This is a genomic window from Lentzea aerocolonigenes, from assembly GCF_000974445.1.
Classification (GTDB): Bacteria; Actinomycetota; Actinomycetes; order Mycobacteriales; family Pseudonocardiaceae; genus Lentzea; species Lentzea aerocolonigenes.
Window position 1 is genome coordinate 94,095 of the sequence record NZ_BBOJ01000029.1, and the last position, 19,629, is coordinate 113,723.

Annotated in this window: 17 protein-coding genes; 8 read left to right on the forward strand and 9 right to left on the reverse strand. The window is 69.7% G+C overall.

Features of this window, described 5'->3' with window-relative positions:
• Positions 1-3 precede the first annotated feature (3 nt).
• The 3 genes from AOM45_RS42460 to AOM45_RS53295 all read right to left on the reverse strand — a co-directional run bounded on the left by AOM45_RS42460 (position 4) and on the right by AOM45_RS53295 (position 3,207).
• Positions 4-1,410 (reverse strand): family 2B encapsulin nanocompartment shell protein, encoded by a 1,407-nt coding sequence (locus AOM45_RS42460; RefSeq protein ID WP_030468763.1) that lies wholly within the window; start codon positions 1,408-1,410, stop codon positions 4-6.
• Between the two features lie 322 nt (positions 1,411-1,732).
• A complete protein-coding gene (locus tag AOM45_RS53290) occupies positions 1,733-2,203 on the reverse strand; it encodes a heme-degrading domain-containing protein (protein ID WP_030468764.1) in 471 nt (156 codons plus the stop codon).
• On the reverse strand, positions 2,200-3,207 hold the full coding sequence (locus AOM45_RS53295) for a Gfo/Idh/MocA family protein (RefSeq protein WP_030468765.1): 1,008 nt from the start codon (positions 3,205-3,207) through the stop codon (positions 2,200-2,202). The genes AOM45_RS53290 and AOM45_RS53295 overlap by 4 nt, the downstream gene beginning before the upstream one ends.
• 38 nt (positions 3,208-3,245) lie before the next feature.
• Between AOM45_RS53295 and AOM45_RS42475 the strand changes: the two genes are divergently transcribed.
• The 5 genes from AOM45_RS42475 to AOM45_RS42495 all read left to right on the forward strand — a co-directional run bounded on the left by AOM45_RS42475 (position 3,246) and on the right by AOM45_RS42495 (position 9,846).
• Positions 3,246-4,214 carry an ROK family transcriptional regulator gene (locus AOM45_RS42475; RefSeq protein ID WP_051783797.1) on the forward strand — a complete coding sequence of 323 codons (969 nt, stop codon included), beginning with the start codon at positions 3,246-3,248 and terminating at the stop codon, positions 4,212-4,214.
• Between the two features lie 10 nt (positions 4,215-4,224).
• Positions 4,225-5,025 carry a helix-turn-helix domain-containing protein gene (locus AOM45_RS42480; protein ID WP_035910842.1) on the forward strand — a complete coding sequence of 267 codons (801 nt, stop codon included), beginning with the start codon at positions 4,225-4,227 and terminating at the stop codon, positions 5,023-5,025.
• Positions 5,022-5,420, forward strand: a complete 399-nt coding sequence (locus AOM45_RS42485; protein WP_030468768.1) for a VOC family protein — start codon at positions 5,022-5,024, stop codon at positions 5,418-5,420. Before AOM45_RS42480 ends, AOM45_RS42485 begins: the two co-directional genes overlap by 4 nt.
• A 64-nt stretch (positions 5,421-5,484) precedes the next feature.
• The gene (locus tag AOM45_RS42490; protein WP_156093925.1) at positions 5,485-8,877 is read left to right on the forward strand and encodes a S8 family serine peptidase; all 3,393 of its coding nucleotides are present in this window, start codon (positions 5,485-5,487) and stop codon (positions 8,875-8,877) included.
• Between the two features lie 147 nt (positions 8,878-9,024).
• On the forward strand, positions 9,025-9,846 hold the full coding sequence (locus AOM45_RS42495) for a methyltransferase domain-containing protein (RefSeq protein WP_236704034.1): 822 nt from the start codon (positions 9,025-9,027) through the stop codon (positions 9,844-9,846).
• A 71-nt stretch (positions 9,847-9,917) separates the two neighbouring features.
• Here AOM45_RS42495 and AOM45_RS42500 read toward each other — a convergent pair whose 3' ends face one another.
• The 4 genes from AOM45_RS42500 to AOM45_RS51465 are packed head-to-tail and all read right to left on the reverse strand — an operon-like array spanning position 9,918 to position 14,026.
• Positions 9,918-10,160 carry a hypothetical protein gene (locus AOM45_RS42500; protein WP_030468771.1) on the reverse strand — a complete coding sequence of 81 codons (243 nt, stop codon included), beginning with the start codon at positions 10,158-10,160 and terminating at the stop codon, positions 9,918-9,920.
• Between the two features lie 25 nt (positions 10,161-10,185).
• A complete protein-coding gene (locus AOM45_RS42505; protein WP_030468772.1) occupies positions 10,186-11,847 on the reverse strand; it encodes a DEAD/DEAH box helicase in 1,662 nt (553 codons plus the stop codon).
• A 48-nt stretch (positions 11,848-11,895) separates the two neighbouring features.
• A complete protein-coding gene (locus tag AOM45_RS50215; RefSeq protein WP_081902234.1) occupies positions 11,896-12,882 on the reverse strand; it encodes a metallophosphoesterase family protein in 987 nt (328 codons plus the stop codon).
• A complete protein-coding gene (locus AOM45_RS51465) occupies positions 12,767-14,026 on the reverse strand; it encodes a hypothetical protein (RefSeq protein WP_051783800.1) in 1,260 nt (419 codons plus the stop codon). The genes AOM45_RS50215 and AOM45_RS51465 overlap by 116 nt, the downstream gene beginning before the upstream one ends.
• A 195-nt stretch (positions 14,027-14,221) precedes the next feature.
• Between AOM45_RS51465 and AOM45_RS42515 the strand changes: the two genes are divergently transcribed.
• Both AOM45_RS42515 and AOM45_RS42520 read left to right on the forward strand, forming a co-directional pair.
• Positions 14,222-15,070 carry a DODA-type extradiol aromatic ring-opening family dioxygenase gene (locus AOM45_RS42515; protein ID WP_051783802.1) on the forward strand — a complete coding sequence of 283 codons (849 nt, stop codon included), beginning with the start codon at positions 14,222-14,224 and terminating at the stop codon, positions 15,068-15,070.
• A gap of 92 nt (positions 15,071-15,162) precedes the next feature.
• Positions 15,163-18,408 carry an nSTAND1 domain-containing NTPase gene (locus AOM45_RS42520; RefSeq protein ID WP_030468774.1) on the forward strand — a complete coding sequence of 1,082 codons (3,246 nt, stop codon included), beginning with the start codon at positions 15,163-15,165 and terminating at the stop codon, positions 18,406-18,408.
• Positions 18,409-18,425: 17 nt separating this feature from the next.
• Here the strand turns inward: AOM45_RS42520 and AOM45_RS42525 are convergent, their stop codons facing one another.
• Both AOM45_RS42525 and AOM45_RS50220 read right to left on the reverse strand, forming a co-directional pair.
• Complete coding sequence (locus AOM45_RS42525) at positions 18,426-18,677, reverse strand: hypothetical protein (protein ID WP_030468775.1); 252 nt, start codon at positions 18,675-18,677, stop codon at positions 18,426-18,428.
• Positions 18,659-18,871, reverse strand: coding sequence for a DUF3039 domain-containing protein (locus AOM45_RS50220; protein ID WP_081902235.1), 213 nt, complete (start codon positions 18,869-18,871; stop codon positions 18,659-18,661). Before AOM45_RS50220 ends, AOM45_RS42525 begins: the two co-directional genes overlap by 19 nt.
• 154 nt (positions 18,872-19,025) lie before the next feature.
• Here AOM45_RS50220 and AOM45_RS42530 point away from each other — a divergent pair.
• A partial coding sequence (locus AOM45_RS42530; protein ID WP_236704035.1) for a transposase occupies positions 19,026-19,629 on the forward strand: 604 nt, incomplete at its 3' end.

Genomic DNA, 19,629 nt, shown 5'->3' on the forward strand with positions numbered 1-19,629 from the left:
GCATCAGCCTTCGCGGCCCAGCTCGACGTGCTCCAGCACACCGATGGCGTCCGGCACCATGATCGCGGCCGAGTAGTAGGCGCTGACCAGGTAGTTGATGATGGCCTGGTCGTTGATCCCCATGAACCGCACGGAAAGGCCCGGCTGGTACTCGTCGGGGATGCCGGTCTGGTGCAGGCCGATGACGCCCTGGTTCTGCTCGCCGGTGCGGATCAGCATCACCGACGACGTGCGCGTGTCCGAGATCGGGATCTTGTTGCACGGCAGCACGGGGATGCCGCGCCACGCCGGCACCTGCTGACCGTTGAAGTCGATGTGCTGCGGGTAGATGCCGCGCCTGTTCAGCTCGCGGCCGAACGCGGCGATCGTGCGCGGGTGGGCGACGAAGTAGCCGGGGTCCTTCCACACGATCGACAGCAGCTCGTCGAAGTCGTCCGGCGTGGGCGGGCCGGACCGGGTGTGGATGCGCTGCTTGAGGTCCGCGTTGTGCAGCAGGCCGAACGACCGGTTGTTGACGATCTCGTGCTCCTGGCGTTCGCGCAGGGCCTCGATCGTGAGCCGCAGCTGCTGCTCGACCTGGTCCATCGGGTTGTTGTAGAGGTCCGCGACCCGCGTGTGGACCTGCAGCACGGTCTGCGCGACGCTCAGCTCGTACTCGCGCGGCGAGAGCTCGTAGTCGACGAACGTGCCGGGCAGGACGGGCTCGCCGTCGTGGCCGGCCGACATGCCGATCGCGGCCTCACCGAAGTCGTTCTGCGGCTTGTTGCGGCTGTTGTAGGTCTGCTGGATGTGGGCGCGCAGCCCGCCCGCCTCGCCGTTGAGGGCCTGGAAGTCGGTCCAGGACAACGTGAGCACGGTGACCGGGGTGACGGCCTTCGCGGTGTACTCCCACTCGCCCTGCGGCCCGGCCAGCACGGTCTCGCCGAAGTACTCGCCGTCGGCCAGGTTGCCGAGCACGGTCTCGCCGCCGTACTCGCCGGTGCCGATCTTGTCGACCTTGCCGTGCGCGATCAGCACGACGGTGTCCTTCGGGCGGCCCTTCTCGACGATGACGTCGCCGATGCCGAACTCCTGCTGGGTGAAGCGTCCGGCGAGCGCGGTGAGGACGGCCTCGTCGTCGAAGCCCTTCAGCAGCGACAGCTCGGTGAGCTCCATCGGGACGACGCGGATCTCCGCGCCGATGTTGGTGAAGGAGACGCGGCCGTCGCCCAGCGTGTAGGTGAGCCTGCGGTTGACGCGGTAGGCACCACCCGCGGCCTGGACCCAGGGCAGGACCTTGAGCAGCCAGCGGGAGGTGATTCCCTGCATCTGCGGGACGGACTTGGTGGTCGTGGCCAGATTACGAGCGGCGGCCGTGCCCAAACTCAGCTGCTGACGGCCCTCATCGAGGTCAGAATCCGTCACAGTCACAACCCTGCACCCACCCATCTGCAATGCGCTAATGGACCAATCCGATTAAGCCGGAAGGGACGTTAGTTCTCGCAATTGAGGGCTGTGAAGGGGCCAAAAAGGCGACATTCGGGTGGGTGTCTTACGCCTGTTGATGCTACGGAGCGTACAACTGGTGCTAGTCGTATCAGTATGGAATAACGCACTCGTTTGGCCCAGTAAGGTCACTCTTTTGTGCGCATTGATGCGGTCTGCCGGACTGATATAGAACACCACTCCGAGTGTTATTGAATCCACTCGAAGTGGTGTCTTCGGATTTTGTACCAACGACTATTCGTGCTAATTACGCATCGCGGGAGTTCAGGAACGATTCCAGCTGAGTGACGACGAACTCGTGGTCCTCGGCCTGGGGCAGGCCCGACACGCCGACGGTGCCGACCGGGCCGGTGCCGCGCACGACGACCGGGAACACGCCGCCGTGCGCCGCGTACAGGGCCGGGTCGAGGTGCGGTGACTCCGCCTCGAACGTCGTGCCCTTCTCGCGGAACGTGGTGCCGACGTAGAACGAGCTGTGGCCGAACCGCTCGACGACGCGGGCCTTGCGCTCCAGCCAGCTGTCGTTGTCCGGCGAGGTGCCCGGCAACGAGACGTGGAAGAGCCGGTGTCCGTTGCGCCGCACCGAGATCGCGATCGGCAGGCCCTGCTCGCGGGCCGCGTCGAGCAGGTGCAGGCCGAGCTCGATCGCGACGTCGTTGCCGAAGCGCGTGAACTGCAGGCGCCGCTCCTGGGCGAGGAGCTCTTCGCTGGTCGTCACAGTGCCACCACCCGGTTCTCGCGCGCGGACGTGAAGGCGGCCTCGATGACCTGGAGCGCGTACACGGCGCCCGCCGGGTCGACGGGGACGCGGCCGGCCTGCAGCTCGGCGTAGAAGGTCTCGTAGGCGCCGAGCTCGACCGGCACCTCGACCGTCTCGCCGAGAACCCCCAGTTGTCCGCTGCGCGTCTCGTAACCCCAGTTCGGATCGGTCGGGCGGCGGCCGGCGTCGAGCGCGTCCTCCTGTTCGTCCATGCCGCTGACCACGAACGCGCCCTCGCTGCCGAGCACGCGGAACCGCGGCCCGTGGTGCGCGGCGTGCGCGTTGGCCCACAGGTGCGAGCGGACGCCGTTCTCGTGCGTCAGCGCCACGAACACGTCGTCGTCCACCTGCACGCCGGGGCGGCGCAGGTCGAGCTCGGCGTAGACGGTCCTGACCGGCCCGAAGAGCTGCACGGCCTGGTCGACGAGGTGGGCGCCGAGGTCGTAGAGCAGTCCGCCTGCCTCCTCGGGCGCACCGAACTCGCGCCAGTTGTCCCAGATCTCCGGCACCCAGCGCTCGTAGCGCGACTCGAACCGCCGGACCTCGCCCAGCCGGCCGAGGATCTTGCGCACGGTGAGGAAGTCGCTGTCCCAGCGGCGGTTCTGGAAGACCGTGAGCGGAACGCCCTTGGCCTGCGCGGCCGCGACCAGCTCTGCGGCCTCGGCGCTGGACGGCGCGAACGGCTTGTCGACGACGACCGCGACACCCTGGTCGATCGCCCGGCGCGCGTACTCGACGTGCGTGCGGTTCGGCGTGCCGACGACGATCAGGTCGAGGTCCAGCTCGAACAGCTCGTCCGCGGTCACGATCTTGGCTTCCGGGTGCGCGGCACGGGCCTGCGCCTGCCGTTCCGGGTTCGCGGTGACGATGGCGGCGAGTTCCATGCCCTCCGTCGAGGAGATGAGCGGGGCGTGGAAGACCCGTCCCGCGATGCCGTAGCCCAGCAGTCCGACTCTTGTCATGCTTCCGATTAAAGCAACGCTGTTGAATAATTGCGACCGTGGACCTCACCTCGCTGCGTTCGCACAACGACAGAACCGTGCTCCGGTTGGTGCGTTCCGGGGCTCTGAGCAGGGCTTCCATCGCCGACGAGACCGGACTGACCCCGCAGGCGGTCTCGAAGATCGTGGCGCGGCTCATCGCGGCCGGCCTGGTGGAGGAGACCGGCGCGGTGCGCGACGGAGGCCGCGGCAAGCCCCGGATGTCGCTCCAGCTCCGCGCCGACGGCGGGTTCGCGTACGGGGCGTACGTCGACCGGGACGAGCTGCGGGTGGTGAAGCTCGACCTGACCGGTGAGGTGGTGTCGGCGTCCGTGGTGCCGCTGGCGCCGATGTTCACCCCGTCCGACGTCCTGGAAGCGCTGGAGTCGTTGGTGGAGCCGGGAGTGCTCGGGCTCGGCATCGGGATCGCGGGCCCGCTGGACTTCCGCGACGGGGTCGTGTCGCCCAACGGGTTGCCGGGCTGGTCGGAGGTTCCGCTTCGGAAACTCGCCGAGGAACGCCTCGGGCTGCCGGTGGTGGTGGACAAGGACACCAACGCGGCCGTGCTCGCCGAGGCGTGGCGGAGACCTCTCGAGGACGCGGCTGTTGTGTTCGTGGGCACCGGTCTGGGCGTGGGGTTGCTCCTCGGAGGAGAGGTGCACCGGGGCGCACGGTCGGGTGCGGGCGAGTTCGGGCACACGACCATTCAGCTGGACGGGCCGTTGTGTGTGTGCGGGCGGCGCGGGTGCGTCGAGGCCGTGCACGCCGCGGCAACCGGGGTGGAGGCCGCGCGGGTGCTCGCCGCGGCGGTGACGAACCTGGTGCAGCTGCTGGACCTCGACCAGATCGTGCTGAGTGGACGGAAGGTGCTCCAGTCGCCCGAGCTGTACCTGCGGGCGATGCCGGACGTGGACGTGAGCGTGACGTCGTACGGGCCTGATCTCGTGCCGATCGGCGCGGGGCTGCTCGTGCTCGGAGAACTGTTCTAGCATCGCTGGCGTGGACGTCGAGCACGTCATCGGTGCGCCGCACCCGAGGCTGCGGCCGTTCGTCACGCGGTACGGCGGGTATCGGATGCGGACCGACCCCGGCGTGCACCGCGGCCTGCCGTCGCGCTCGCTCACCCTCATCGTCACCCTGGACGGCACCGTCGACCTGCCGCAGGGCCGGTTCGCCACGCTGTGCGGCGGCCTGCACGACGAGGCCGTGCTCATCACCCACGACGGGTTCCAGCACGGCATCCAGTGCGCGTTGACGCCGTTGGGCGCGCGGGCGTTCTTCGGCCTGCCCGCCGCGGAGCTCTCCGGAACGTCGGTAGGACTCGACGCGCTCGACGCTCCCGCCGCCGAGCTGCGTGAACGGGTGCAGACCGCGACGACGTGGACGGACCGGTTCGCCGCGCTGGACCTCGTGCTGGGGCGGTTGCTGCGGCCGGTGAGGCAACAGGTCGAGGTGGCGTGGGCGTGGCAACGGCTCGCCGAGGGCGTGCCGGTGGGGGAGATCGCGGCCGAGGTCGGGTGGAGCCGGCAGCACCTCACGTCGAGGTTCGCGGCGGAGTTCGGCCTGACGCCCAAGGTCGTGGCGCGCGTGATGCGGTTCGAGCGGGCGAACCTGATGCTGCGCGGCGAACGCCGGCCCACGCTGACCGAGGTCGCCGCGGCCTGCGGCTACACCGACCAGGCGCACTTCAACCGCGACTGGCGGGCGCTGTGCGGAGCGACGCCGACCGAGTGGATCGCGGCGGAGCTTCCATTCGTACAAGGCAGCGAGACCGGGCAGGGCGCAGAGTTGTCGCCATGACAACACCTGCACCCACCTGCTGGCCGGGACTGTCCTACGAGGACGCGCCGGCCGCGATCCGGTTCCTGGTCGAGGCCTTCGGTTTCACCGAGCACCTCGTCGTGCCCGGCGAGGCCGACGGCGAGGTCGTGCACTGCGAGCTGCTCTGGCCCGAAGGCGGCGGCGTGATGCTGGGGTCCGCCAAGCGTTCGGTCGGCGAGGTCGAGGCCACGGCCGTCGGAGCGGCGTCCGTCTACGTGGTGACGGACCGGCCGGACGAGATCTACGCGCAGTGCACGGCGCGCGGTGCCACGGAGGTCCGCGGGCTGAAGGACGAGGACTACGGGTCGCGCGGCTTCACCGTCGCCGATCCGGAAGGCAACCGCTGGAGCTTCGGCACCTATCGCGGTGCGTGAAGCAACCTTCCCGTAACAATTGGAGTCTTCCCGGGTGGAGAGGTTCACACCTAGGGGAGGACAGGTGCGCTTAGCGCGCTGTTTTGTGGCCACCGCGCTCGTCGCCGGGCTGATCAGCCCGGCGACGGCGGCGCAGGCGGAGCCGAGAGGCACCGCCGGGATCGGAAAGACCCGGACCGTCACGCTCATCAGCGGTGACAAGGTCTTCCTGGACGAGCAGGGTGGACTGGTCGGCGTCGAGGGGCGGCCCGGCATGAAGTTCGCCCAGTACGTGCAGGACGACCACCAGTACGTGGTGCCCGCGGACGCCGTCGACGCGCTGAGGCAGGATCGCGTCGACAAGCGCTTCTTCGACGTGACGGCACTGCACTCGTTCGGCTACACCGACGACAAGATCGACCGGATTCCGGTGCTGGACAACGGCTTCCGCACGGCTTCCGCGGTGCCGAAGAAGGAAGCGCCGCAGCGCTGGAAGGATCGTGCGACGGCCCGCAGCGGCGGGAAGCTGTGGTTGAACGGCAAGGCGAAGATCTCACTGGACCAGAGCGTGCCGATGGTCGGGGCACCCGCCGCGTGGCAGGCCGGGTTCGACGGCACCGGTGTCACGGTCGCGGTGCTCGACACCGGCTATGACCAGAACCACCCCGAACTCGCGGGCGTCGTGGCGCAGTCGAAGGACTTCACCCCGGCGGGCATCCAGGACAACGTCGGCCACGGCACGCACGTCGCCGCTACGATCGCCGGGCACGGCGACAAGTACACGGGTGTCGCGAAGGGCGCGAAGCTCGCGGTCGGCCGGGTCTGCGAAGCCGAGTGGTGCGAGGAAAGCGCCATCCTGGCCGGAATGGACTGGGCCGCGCGCGAGGTCAGGGCCAAGGTCGTCAACATGAGCCTCGGCACCCAGATGGCGTCCGACGGCACGGACCCGATGTCGGTCAGGGCGAACGAGCTCACGGCCGAGACCGGTGCGCTGTTCGTGGCGGCGGCGGGCAACTCGGGCGACCGCGTCAAGGTCAACGGACCAGCGGCCGCCGACGCGGTGCTGGCGGTGGCGAACCTGACCAAGTCCGGCACGGTGAACGAGTGGTCGTCGCGCGGGCCGCGGCACAAGGACTTCGCGGTCAAGCCGGACATCGCGGCGCCGGGCACGGACATCGTGGCCGCACGGGCCGCGGGCACGCTGTGGGAGTACTACGTCGACGACCTGCACGCGAAGCTGACCGGCACGTCGATGGCCGCACCGCACATCGCCGGTGCGGCGGCGGTCCTGGCCCAGCGCAACCCCTCCTGGACCGCCGCCGAGCTCAAGGCACACCTGATGGCGACGGTGAAGCCCGTCGCGGACACACCGGCGAACGTCGGAAACGGCCTGGTGGACGTGGGCCGCGCGGTCTCGCAGCAGGTGCGCGCGGACGTCGGCAGCCTGTCGTTCGGACTGCTGGAATGGCCGCACACCAAGACGTTCACGAAGACGATCACCTACTCGAACGCCTCTGCCGAGCCGGTTTCCCTGGCGTTGCAGCACGATCTCGGCGCGGACTTCACCGTGCCGGCCTCGGTGACGGTGCCCGCCGGCGGTACGGCGAAGGTCGACGTGGTGCTCGACCCGCGCAAGGGCAACGGCACTTTCTACGGTCACGTCAAGGCTTCCGGCAACGGCATCTCGCTGACCACCGCGGTCGGCGCGTACGTGCAGGAGGAGCGGCGCACGCTCACGTTGTCGGTGACCGGTCGTGACGGCAAGCCGGTGCCCGACGAGTTCGTGGTGCTGGTCAACATGGCCACTCAGGAAGCCTCGATCCTGAGCATCGTCGACGGCGTCGGGTCGGCGCGGATCGGCGTGGGCGACTACGCGGTGATCGGCCGGATCGACGAGAAGACGGAGCACTACGACTGGTTCAACCCCGTGTCGGCGACGGAGGTCTCCGGACGTCTCACGCTGAGCGCGGACACCACGGTGACGCTGGACATCAGGCAGGGCAAGCAGATCGCCCTCCAGCTGCCCGACGACAAGTCGGAGGTCTGGTACCGCAACGCGGACCTGCGCGTGCCGTTCAAGCCGGGCAAGATCAGCGGTGTCGCCAGTATCGTCGACGGCCGCGTGCCGCTGTACGGCCTGTCGTTCGGCGCCCCGCTGCCCGAGCTGACCTACGACTCGGCCCTCAAGGCCGGGCAGCCGCTGATCTCGGTCGTGGGCGGATTCCCGGTGCGGTACTGGGAAAGCAGCTCGTACCTGAAGCCCGGCGAGCACCAGCTCGACGTGGCGGAACGCGGTGCCGACGTGCGCGGCAAGCTGGCGCTGGTCCGCACCGCGGGCGAGGACCCGTACGAGGTCGCGCGCGCCATGCAGGAGGCGGGCGCGGTGGCCGTGCTGTGGGCGGGCCCGGTGCCGTTCGGGTTCTCGACGCGGTCGGTCATCCCGGTGATCGCGGTGGCGGAACACCACGTGACGACCACGCCCGCGCGGCTGACGTTGCGCGCCATCACGGGATCCCCGGTGTCCTACACCCTGTACCTGCAGGACAAGGGCAAGCTGCCGGTCGGAACGCGCAAGCTCCGCCACTCGGAGCTCGCCGAGGTCAAGGCGCGGTACCACCTGTCGGGCGAGGACCGCTACGTCGGCCAGCGCAACTACCCGGTGATCAACGGCGTCCCCCTCCTGCACCTCGGCGCCATGGACGAGAACCTCATGGGTGCTGTGCAGCGCACCGAGTACTACTCGGCGGGCGGCTGGTACCACGAGGGCTTCGAAGGCCCCACGTCCTGGGCGGACCTCAAAACGGTGACCTACGAGCCGGGCAGGACGTACGAGCGGTCCAACCACCGCGCCGTCGCCTCACCCCGGTTCGGTCGTCCGACGGCGGTGACCTGGTCACTGGGTGGCGGCGTCGAGAGGACCGGCGAGCTGATCACCGTGCGGATCTCCCCGTTCGGCGGGTCCACGTGGGTGGAGAACTGGCGCGACAGCGGCTTCGGCTCGGTGGAACTGCGGCACGACAACGAGGTGGTGGGCTACAGCGACTACCGAGGAGGCACCCTGCCCGCCACCGCGAAGAACGGTCGCTACACGATGACGCTGAGCGCGGGCCGCGACACACCGGCGTTGTCGAAGAACGCGTGGACGACGTGGGGCTTCTCCGGTGCCGCGGACGGCAAGCTGCCGTTGCTGGAGGTCGACTACTCGCTGCCGGTCGACCTGCGCAACAGCTGGGTCGCCGGCGTCCCGATGCCGGCGAAGTTCACCGTGTCGCGTCAGGCAGGTGCCGGAAAAGCCACCATTCGTGAACTTCGCGCCTACGCGTCGTTCGACGACGGTGTCAACTGGGTGCCGGTGAAGTCCCTCGTTCCCCCTGGTGGGGCGCCTGGGGGTTACGTGTCACTGAAGGTGGTTGCTGAGGACACCGACGGCAACACGGTCGACCAAACGGTCGTGCGCGCTTACCGCCTTCGGGAGTAACCGCACGGTCGTTCGGTCGTTGTAACCCCCTGCGGCACCTGCCCCCGTTGTGCGCGAGACGAAGAAGGACGCGGCGTCTCGCGACCGGGGGCAGGTGCCGCCATTTTCGGTTGGCCTGTCCCAGTGACCTGTGATCGCATGTCGTTCATGGGGAGCTTCCAAGAGCTGGTGGCCGAGGGGGCCGCGGTACCGCTGGACGGCTGGGACTTCTCCTGGTTCTCCGGCCGCGCCACCGAGGAACGCCCGCCGTGGGGCTACGCGGCGCAGATCGCGTCGCGCCTGGCACGGGTGGAGTCCGCGCTGGACCTCCAGACCGGCGGGGGAGAGGTCACCGCGTCCGCGCCCGTGCAGCCGCCGTTGATGGCCGCCACCGAGTCGTGGCCGCCGAACGCCCTCGTCGCGTCGCGGAACCTGCCGTTGGTCGTGCGGGCGCCTGACGAGGGGCCGTTGCCGTTCCGGTCGTCGGCGTTCGACCTGGTGATCAGCCGGCACCCGGTCGTGACGCCCTGGCGGGAGGTCGCGCGGGTGCTCAAGCCCGGCGGGACCTACTTCTCGCAGCAAATCGGTGCCGGCACGAACCGCGAGCTGACGGACTTCATGATGGGGCCGCAGCCGGTGAGCGACGCCCGCAGCGTCGAGCGGGCCCGTGCGGACGCCGAGGCCGCCGGGTTGGAGGTGCTCCAACTGGAACCGGTCGAGTTGCGGGTGGCGTTCTTCGACGTCGGCGCGGTCGTGCACTTCCTGCGGAAGGTGCTGTGGACCGTGCCGGGGTTCACCGTGGAGAGGTACCGGGACCGGCTCCTGGACATGCACCGGCACATCCAGGAGCACGGTGAGTTCGTCTCCACCTCGACCAGGTTCCTGATCGAGGCGAGGGCTAGTGGTGCGTCACGCAACGTTGGCGGCGTAATTCACGCTCAGCAGGCCACCTCGCGGCACCGCCCCCACGCCCGCAGCCAACCAGGATGAGGACGTGGGGGCGGCACCGCGATGCGCCCGTCTGACCGCGAATTCCACCGGCAACGTTGCGAGCCACACCACTAGCCGCGTCGCTGCCTGAACCGTTCGACGTCGTCCTCGGTGATGGGCAGCAGTTTGCCGCGCTTGTGCTGGTCCATCACGTCCTGGTACGTCCAGGTCCTCTCCCACCCGGAACCGGGGACGTACGACTCCTCCCGGTCGCGACCCCCGGAATCCTGCCAGGTCCGGATGACCTCCCGAGCATCGTCCACCGAGGACTTGCCCTCGGACAGCCAAGCCCAGTAGCGGTACTCGGGAGCCATGCGAACCTCGTTCCCCCAGGGGTGTCTAGCGCGGCTGGCGCTCGCGGCGAATCGTGACCCGCTTGCCCTTGATCGTGGCGTCGCGCAGCTGCTCGATCACGTCGTTCGCCGCCGGGCCCGGCACCTCGACCAGCGAGAACCGGTCCGCGATCTCGATCGCGCCGATGTCGCGGCCCTTCAGGCGGGTCTCGCCGGTGATCGCGCCGACGATGTCCTGCGGCCGGATGCCCGACGAGCGGCCCGCGCCCAGGAACAGCCTGGTCATGCCCTCGGACGGGCCGCGGCGCTCGCGGCGCGGGCCCGAGGGGGCACCGTCGCGGCGCGGGCGGTCCTCGCGCGGGCGGACCTCCGGGATCTCCTCCTCGTCCGCGGCGGCGCCGGAGGCCTCGTGGGCGAGCTTCACGGCGGCGAGGGCGATGTCCATGACGTCGAACTCGTCGGCCAGCGTCTCGACGACCACGCGGAACCGCGACAGGTCGTCCTCCATCAGCGACTCGTGCAGCGACGAGCGGGTGAGCTCCAGCTGACGGGCGCGCAGGTCGGCGACCGTCGGCACCTTCTCCATCGGGATCTTGGTCTTGGTGACGCGCTCGATGGTCTTGAGCATCGAGTTCTCGCGCGGCTCGACCAGGGTGATCGCGACGCCCTCACGGCCCGCGCGGCCGACACGGCCGATGCGGTGCGTGTAGGCCTCGGGGGCCGACGGCACGTTGTAGTTCACGACGTGCGTGAGCTGCTCGATGTCGAGGCCGCGGGCGGCGACGTCGGTGGCCACCAGCAGGTCGGCGGTGCCACCGCGCAGGCGCGACATCACGCGGTCGCGCTGCTCCTGGCTGATGCCGCCGTGCAGCGACTCGGCGCGGTAGCCGCGGCCGTTGAGTGTCTCGGTGAGCTGGTCGACCTCGTCGCGCGTGCGGCAGAAGACGACGGCGGCGGTCGGCGCCTCGACGTCCAGCACACGGCCGAGGGCGGCGGGCTTGTGCTCGCGGCGCACCAGGTACGCGGTCTGCCGGACGCGCGGGGCCTCGCCCGGCTCGGTCTTCTCCCGCTCGATCTGGATCAGCACCGGCTCGCGCAGGTGGCTCTTGGCCATGCGGTCGATGCGCGGCGGCATCGTGGCCGAGAACAGCACGGTCTGCCGTTCGGCCGGGGCCTCGGCGAGGATCGCGTCGATGTCCTCCGCGAAGCCCATGTCCAGCATCTCGTCGGCCTCGTCGAGCACGACGACCTGGAGGTCGCCCAGCGACAGCGTGCCGCGCTGGAGGTGGTCGATCGCACGGCCGGGGGTCGCGACCACCACGTCGACGCCGCGGGACAGCTCGCGCAGCTGACGGCCGATGGGCTGGCCGCCGTAGATCGGCAGCACGCGCGCGCCCATGTGACGGCCGTAGCGGTGCACCGCCTCGGACACCTGCACGGCCAGCTCACGGGTCGGCGCGAGTACGAGCGCCAACGGCTTCTCGCCCTTGCCGATCCGGTCGGCGATGCGTTCGAGCAGCGGCAACGCGAACGCCGCCGTCTTGCCCGTGCCCGTGGCGGCCTGCCCGAGCAGGTCGTTGCCGGCGAGCAGCGGCGGGATCGCTTCACTCTGGATCGGCGTCGGCTCCTCGTAGCCCAGCGTGGTGAGTGCGTTGAGGATGTCGGGCCGCAGCCCCAGGTCGGCGAAACCGTTGTCGGCGGTGGTCATGACGAGTATCTTCCCCCACCGCCCGACATCGCACTCACTCAGACCAGCTCAGGCCACCTCCCGCTGGTCCAGTCGCACGTCCGCGCTGCTCGTGACGCCGTTGACCGTGGCGGAGACCTTGACCTGACCAGGCCTTATGGCGGTGAGCGTCCCCGTGGCGGGATCGAGCTGCGCCACGTGCCACGGCCTGATGCCGGACCTGGCGCCCACGTGCAGACCGGGTGACCCTTCCCACACCACGTTCATCGGGTAACGCACCTGGACGGTCCGCGCGCCCTGTTTCACCGTCGCCGCAACCGTTTCCGGTGTGCCGAGCCGCACGGTCGCCGGCGCGTGGACCTGGAGCGAGTCCACGTGCGGCCGGATCTCCGCGGTGATGCCGCGGTCGGTGACGCCGACGAGCGTCCAGCCGGTGAAGCCGCCCGCCTCGGCGGGTGCCTTGCCGGAGTTGCCGTTGATCACGTGCGGCACGCCGTCCACTGTGGACGCGAAGAACCCGCCGACGTGACCCCCGATGAACGCCGTGGGTTCGTCGCGTTCGGACAGCAGCCTCTCGAAGTAGGCGGCTTCCATCCGGTCCGAGAGCTGGCTCGTGTGCGCGGGTGTGGGATCGCGTGGCGGGTGGTGCATCATCACGATCGCCTGACCGTTGGTCTGGAGCGCGTTCCGGAGCATCTCGACCTGGTCGGGACCGCCGCCACGCAGCGTTCCGGTCGACGAGTCGAGCAGCACGAACCGGGTGCCCCTGTGGTCGAACGTGCGGTGGGTGGCGCCGAACTCGCGGCCGAAGTCGTCGATCGTGCCCGGTCCCATGATCTCGTGGTTGCCCGGCACGTAGTACCAGGGGAAGTCGCCGAGCTCCTCGGTCAGGACCCTGCGCGCGAGCTTCAGGTCCTCCGGCGACGCCTCGTCGACGAAGTCACCGTTGATCACGACGAACTCGGCGCCGGACCGCCTGATCTCCCGCAGCGTGCGGCGGGCGGACCTCACCAGGTCGCTGTCCGGGTTGCGGGCGACGAACTGGGCGTCCGACATGACCGCGAACTTCCACCCGTCCGCTTTGCACGATCACGTCCTCACGCAGTTCGGCGGTCGGTGGCAGGGCGATCGGCGGCGGGACGCGGGCGGTGATGTCGTCGACGATCACCTCGCCCCGGTACGAGCGGTCCGCCTTGGTCTCGATCGCGGTGAACCTGGTGAGCTGGACCGGGAACTTCAGCTCCGGTGGTACCGCGACCTCGATCTGGTTCCAGCCGTTCCAGGTGATGTACGGCCCGTAGAGCGACCGCGACTGGCCCGTCGAGTCCGTCACGGTGAACGCCGTCCACTCGCCCTGGCCGCTGCCGTGCACCCACGCAGCGAGTGAGAGCGGCTGGCCTTCGATCTGGAGCGGCTTCGGCGGGACGGCGTACGCGGTGCGCGTGCCGGTCGACTGCGTGAAGTCGTAGCAGAGCTTGAGGCCGCCGCCGGTGTGGCCTTCGGGTTCCGGCGTGACCCGGCCGGTCGCGCGTGCCGAGCCGAAGGTCCACTGTGGAGCGTCGTCGAACGCGGCGATCAGCTGGTCGTGGACGCCGACGGTCACCGCGACCCGGGTCTCCTTGCCCTGGGTCCTGGCCCTGATGGTGGTCGCGCCGGGCTTGAGCGCCTTGATCTCCAGGTCCGGGGTGACCGCGATGATCTCCCGGTCGTAGCTGAGGTCGAGGTCCGCGCGCTCGATCGGCGCGCTGAAGCTCCTGGCGTCGAAACCGTTGATCTGCAACGGTTTCTGTTCGTCTTGGCTCAGGCTGATCCGGGCGTTCTGCGGTGCGAGCCGCGCAAGTCTGCCCAGGACGGTGAGCTCGGTCGTCTTGGTGGTCGCGCCGCGGAACGCCGTGAAACCGGCGGGTCCCGGCTGTGAGGCGTGGAAGGTGTCGCCGATGGCCCAACCGCCTGTTGCGCGCGTGACGTGCTCGTTGTTGGTGGCGGGTCCGAACGTCTCGTCGTGGCCGCGCACGGTCATCCGGCGGGTCATGCCGGGGAAGACGCGCCGGCTCGTGGTCTGGACGTCGAACCCCGTGAGCCGGCCGCTGCCCGTGGGCGCGTAGAGCGCGAGTCCGTTGGGAACCGGCCGCTCACCGCCGTCCGAGGGCGTGTTGACCATCTTGAGCTCGGTGGTGCCGGTCGACGGCGAGCGCGTCACTGCGGATCCAGCCGTCTGTTCCGTACCAGTCGAACGAGCTGAGCGCGACACCCGGGGCGACGGGTCTTTCGGTGCGCTCGGCCTCGATGCGTCTCGTGATGTCGGCGTGAGCAGGGGAAACGGGCGCCAGGAGGGCAGCGGCGATGATCACCGAAAGTGCACGTCTCGTCACGCCCCGGAACCTAGACTGGTCCGGTGAAGAATCGCCTGACGGTCTGCTCCTCGCACCTGATCACCCTGCCCAGCGCACCCCACGGCCCGGTCCGCGCGGCCATCGGGACAGCGCGCGAGGCCGTCGAGGCCTTCGACCCGGAGCTGGTCGTCTTCTTCGGCACCGACCACCGCCGCGCCTTCCGCTCCGTCGTCCCGACCTTCGCGGTGGTGCTGTCCGCCACCGCCCAGGGCGACGTCGCCGGCCCGGTCGGCACCTACGACGTGCCCCACGCGATCGGCCGTGAGCTGGTGGCCGACCTGATCGCGCACGACTTCGACATCGCCACGGCGTACTCCGCGGCGCTGGATCACGCGTTCGGCCACACGACCCGCGACCTGCTGGGTGCCGTGGACGCGAAGCCGGTGCTGCCGATCTTCATCAACTGCGCCTCACCACCACACGCGTCCTTCCGCCGCGCGGCGTCGCTGGGACGCCGCGTCGGGGAGTTCTTCTCGGATCGCCGCGTGCTCTACGTCGGCTCGGGCGGCCTGGCGCACGACCTGCCCGGCTTCCGCGAACCCGAGACGGGCGTGGAGCTCACGGAGGAGGAGCGCCAGGCGTGGATCAAGTCGGTCAACGAGAGGGCGCGCTCCGAGGGCACGATCCGCGAGCTGGTGCGCACGTGGGACGAAGCCTTTCTGGCCGGAATAGGTGACACGTCGTGGGAGTGGCTCGACTCGATCGGCGTGGACCTGGTCGAGCGCGGCGGGAACGGGGCGGCGGAGTGCCTGACCTGGACGGCGGCCTGGGCCGCCGGTGGGCAGGCCTTGACGACGCTGGCGCACGAGTTCGACACGAACGGCCGCGCGGTCGTGATGTCGGAGCGGTAACGGCCCTGGTGCGCGGCGCGATTCCCGTTCACCCCAGCGGGGAACGGAGGTCCGTCGTGCCACCTTCCGACAGCCATGTTCCCTGGCGGCGGATGCCGCTCTTCGTCGCCTCGACGTTCCGCGACATGGACCGCGAGCGCGATCTGCTGGCCCGCGTGGTGATCCCTCAGGTCAACGAGCGGCTGCGGAAACGCGGGCACGGCGTGTCGATCTACCCGATCGACCTGCGCTGGGGCGTCGACACCGACGACGGCCTCGACGCCGACACCCGCCAGCGCGTCGTCCTGCAGGTGTGCGCGGGCGAGGTGCGGCGCTGCCGGCCGCTCTTCCTCGGCCTGCTGGGCGGCGAGTACGGCTGGGTGCCGCCCGCGCACATCGGCGAGGAGGCCCGCGTCGCCGCCGGTGTCCCCGATCCCGGCTTTCCCTTGTCGGTCACGGCGTTGGAGATCCTCTCCGCGGTACAGGAGGGTCGGAACGACGGCGCGGCACCCGTCTTGCTCGCCAGGTCCGGGGCCGCGCGGACACGGGCGCAGACGAGGTTCCGGCGCCACCTCCGGGACCTGACCGTCCCCTACGACGAGGACACCTTCACCGACACCGCGACCGCGGAACTGCTGCGGCTGCTGGATGCGGTGCTCGTGCCGCCGGCACCTGGCGACTGGCTGGCCGCCGAGGTGCGGGCACACCGGTGGGCAGCCGAGCAGGAGGCGCAGCAGTTCGTCGGCAGAGACGCCGAGCTCGGCTGGATCAGCGATCACTGGAGCGGGGCGCATCCGTCGCCGACGACACTCGCGCTGGTCGGCCCCTCCGGTTCCGGCAAGTCCGCGCTGATGGCGATGGCGGCGACCCGGATGACGTTCCCAGGACAGGCGAGGGCGTACGTCCGCGTCGGGGCGGCGACGAGCAAAACAGTCGAAATGTGCGTCCTGGTGCTGCTGGCGCAGGTGGACCCCGCGACGGCACAGGCGATCGCTCGTCGGCGCACCCCGGCCGACCTGACCTTCGACGACGTGCTGGAACCTTGGCTCGCGGCGGTGCGCGGGCCGGTGCGGCAGGCCGGGGCGCTGATCGTCGTCGACGGCATCGACGCCTTCGTCGGTCCGATGACCGAGTCACCCTCGCTGGCCTGGCTCCCGCTCGACCTGAGCGACCACGCGCGGGTGCTGGTCTCCGCCACCGACGACTCGTTCCAGGCGGACCTGCTGCGGCGGCGGCCGGCGACGCGGGTTCTGGACATCGGTGACCTCAGCACGAAACAGGCGCGCGCACTGGTCGTGCAACGGCTGGAACAGCACCACAAAGCGGTGGCACCCGCTCTGGTGCGGCGACTCGTCTCCCGCTCGACGGTGGCGCGCTGGCTCGTCGTCGCGAGCGACCTGCTCACGACGCTGGTGGCGCACGACTACGTGGTGCTGCGCAGGGCCGGCAGACGGACGGCCGATCCCGGGGCCGCGCTCCGGCTCCTGCTCGAAACGGTGGTCGACGACTTGCCGTCCGATGTGGCGGACCTGCAGCTGACCGCGCTCAACCGGTTGATCGAACTGGTGGATTCCAGGCTGGGCGCGATGCTCTGCGTGGTCGGCGAGGCGGTTTTCGGTGTGCGGGAGGACGATCTGCGCGCCGTCGTGGCCGACGCCACCGGGCGGGCGGTCAGCGGTGTGGAGATGGCACTGTTCCGCGACGTCCTGTCCGCGTTCGTGACCGTCCAGGACGGTCTCTGGACGTTCGTGCACGACACGGTGGTGGACGGTGTCGCGCGCCTGGTGGACGAGGAGTTCCGCGCGACGGGGACCGATGTGGGTGACTTCTGCCGCGACCTGCTCATCCGCCGGCTGCTGACCTACCCGATCAGTGACGTCGTGCGCTCGCGTGAGCTTCTGCCGCTGCTGCTCGTGGCAGAGGAAACGCAACTGCTGACCAGGCTGCTGGCTGATCCGGAGGGCTCGACGGACGATTCCGTGCGCGGCTTCTCCGCGGTCCTGCTGGGCACCGTTCTCGGCGGGGAGATCGACGCGGTCCTCGAGGTGGTCGCGGCCGCCACCACCGATTCCCAGCGGTTGACGGTGATCGCGCTCCTGGTCGCGGGTGTGCCGATGGTGAAGCGCGACGTCGCAGCCAGGATCGGCGCTGTCTGCCGCGCGGCGATCGCGGACGTGTCTCCGACCGCGGCCGACAGGTTCGGCCACACGGCGCAGGACCTCACCGCACTGATGGACAGGGTCGTTTTCGATCCGTTCGCGCCCCACGCCACGCCGGACCCCGTCGAAGCCTGGCTGGCCGCGGCCCTGCACCGCGGGGCTGGTTCCCTGGCCGAGGCGCCCGGCACGTCGGGCGGGGTCCTGGACGCGCGGTCACAGCTGAAGATCGTCCCCGTGTCGGCGACGGTGGCCGAGTTCGCCGTGGCGGTGGCGGAGGGAAGGGTGATCGCGCCACCTGATGACGCGGACCTGGCTGCTTCGTGCCTCGCCCAGTGGCGGAAGTCGCTCATCGAGGTGCAGTGGCCAGACGCGAGCGCTTTCCGGTCCACGGAGCTGCAACTGAAGCTCACCGAACGGGCGATGTCGCTGGCGTGGCCGGAGCGGGGCTTCACCGCGGACGACACCGATTTCGCGCAGGCACGCGCGTGGGTCGACAGGACTCGCGGCAACCCGGATCTGGCGGTTCTGCTGGGGACCGCGGCCAGGCTGCGAGCACTCGCTTGCCTGCGGGACGAGCTCGACGACCGGGCTTCGCCGGTGGTGCGGGACGCGTTGGCGTGCCTGGACGAGGCGATCTGGGAGCTGGACGTGCAGTGGTCCCTGACCCCGGACGCACGGTGGGTCGAACTCATCCTGATCGAGTGCCGGTTGGTCCACATGAGACTGCTGGCCGGCTGTGACGAGTTGGTCGCGGCCCGCGCTGCCGGGCTGCCCGCGTTGACGGCCCCGCACGTGGTGGACGTCGTCGGCCCCCTCCGCTTCGACGAGGCGGCCGTGCTGTGGCTGATCTGCTGGAACGAGGAGCCCGGGGACGACGATCCGCGCCCCGTCCTCGACCGGCTCGCCGCCGAGGCCGACCGGCGCCCGGCCGCCCCCGACGACGAGCACGCGCAGCTGGTCGAAACGCTGCTGCTGGTGGTGGCGGTGCGGGCCGCAGGGCACCTCGGTCACTTCGACTTCGCGGAACTGATCGTCGAGCGCACGGCCCGCAGGCTCCGCGAGGGCCTGATCGCGGAGCCGGAGGTCGGGCCGTTCGCCGAGATCGTTCTGGAGGAAATCGCGGAGGAGGCGCCACGCGGACGTTCCCCGAAGGCGGCTGCCGCGCGGCGCCTGCGTGACTTGGCGGAACGGCTGCGGTAGCTCGTCCGGTAAGGCGCTCATGGTTGTTGTGGCATGTCCACGGTGGAGAGGACGTCCGCCTCGGCCAGGTACAGGCGGCCGAGGTCGATGAGAAGCGTGCCCAGCTCCCTGTAGTGCTCCGCGCGTTCGACATCGGGAATCAGCCCGCACGTGCGCAACATGTTTTGTGCGAGCAACTCACCGAACTGTGGATAAGTCTTCACCACCTCACGCGAGAGGCGTTGAAGAGATATGCGGAGCAGGTCTTCGGTCAGGATTTCCGCGGCCACGGCAGGATCCCCTCGCTCTCTCGCCAGATGCCGTCGCACTCCCAGCACGTCGGCCACACGTTCTTGTCTCGCCACAAACTGACCTGGTGCGGTACAAAGGGATGTCCGCACAGCGTCTCGACGAGCTGCCCCCTGGTCAGCTCGTCGTGGATGGCGTGTCGCAGCCCCTGGTGGGGCGTCCAACGGAATCTCACCTAATTATTCTGATGCTTGGAGGGGCTCCAAGCTAACCCGCTGCTTTCGTGCCGATTCGTCGTGACGGTGTCGCTCACGGAGAAAGGTGCTCTGAACTGCAAGGATGTGACTTGTCGAGGGTCATTTCCGTGCCAGTTCAGGAGCACCTTTCTGGTGAGCAAGGCTACCGGGTCCTACCCATCGTTGATGGTCGACTCCACTGCGAACGGGATCGTGTCCTGCGCGGGCGCGACACTGCTGGTCGACACGGCGACCAAGACCGGCTTGGACCAGGCATTATCGGCGGCGCTAGCCCCTTGGAGACACCCGAACGCGATCCATGATCCCGGCAAGATCCTGTGCGATCTGGCGATCACGCTGGCCCTGGGCGGAGACTGCCTGGCCGACCTCGCCACGCTACGGGCCGAACCGGGTGTGTTCGGCCTGGTCGCCTCCGACCCCACGGTCTCCCGGCTGATCACCACCCTTGCCGCGGACGCGGACGCGGCACTCGCGGTCATCGACTCCGCCCGCGCCGCCGCACGAGCCAGAGCGTGGACACTGGCCGGCACCCACGCCCCGGACCACGACATCAGCCCCGACCATCCGCTGATCATCGATCTGGACGCCACACTGGTCACCGCGCACTCGGACAAGCAGAACGCGGCACCGACATTCAAGCGTGGCTTCGGTTTCCACCCGCTGTGCTCGTTCGCCGACCACGGCGCGCAGGGCACCGGCGAACCACTGGCGGTCATGCTCCGGCCAGGCAACGCCG

What these genes read in the sequence shown, in the direction of transcription:
- AOM45_RS42505 (WP_030468772.1), bottom strand. Translation starts at nt 11,847, where the DNA reads ATGACCACCGCCGACAACGGTTTCGCCGACCTGGGGCTGCGGCCCGAC.
- AOM45_RS42495 (WP_236704034.1), top strand. Translation starts at nt 9,025, where the DNA reads ATGGGGAGCTTCCAAGAGCTGGTGGCCGAGGGGGCCGCGGTACCGCTG.
- AOM45_RS50215 (WP_081902234.1), bottom strand. Translation starts at nt 12,882, where the DNA reads ATGTCGGACGCCCAGTTCGTCGCCCGCAACCCGGACAGCGACCTGGTG.
- AOM45_RS42500 (WP_030468771.1), bottom strand. Translation starts at nt 10,160, where the DNA reads ATGGCTCCCGAGTACCGCTACTGGGCTTGGCTGTCCGAGGGCAAGTCC.
- AOM45_RS42485 (WP_030468768.1), top strand. Translation starts at nt 5,022, where the DNA reads ATGACAACACCTGCACCCACCTGCTGGCCGGGACTGTCCTACGAGGAC.
- AOM45_RS53295 (WP_030468765.1), bottom strand. Translation starts at nt 3,207, where the DNA reads ATGACAAGAGTCGGACTGCTGGGCTACGGCATCGCGGGACGGGTCTTC.
- AOM45_RS42520 (WP_030468774.1), top strand. Translation starts at nt 15,163, where the DNA reads ATGCCGCTCTTCGTCGCCTCGACGTTCCGCGACATGGACCGCGAGCGC.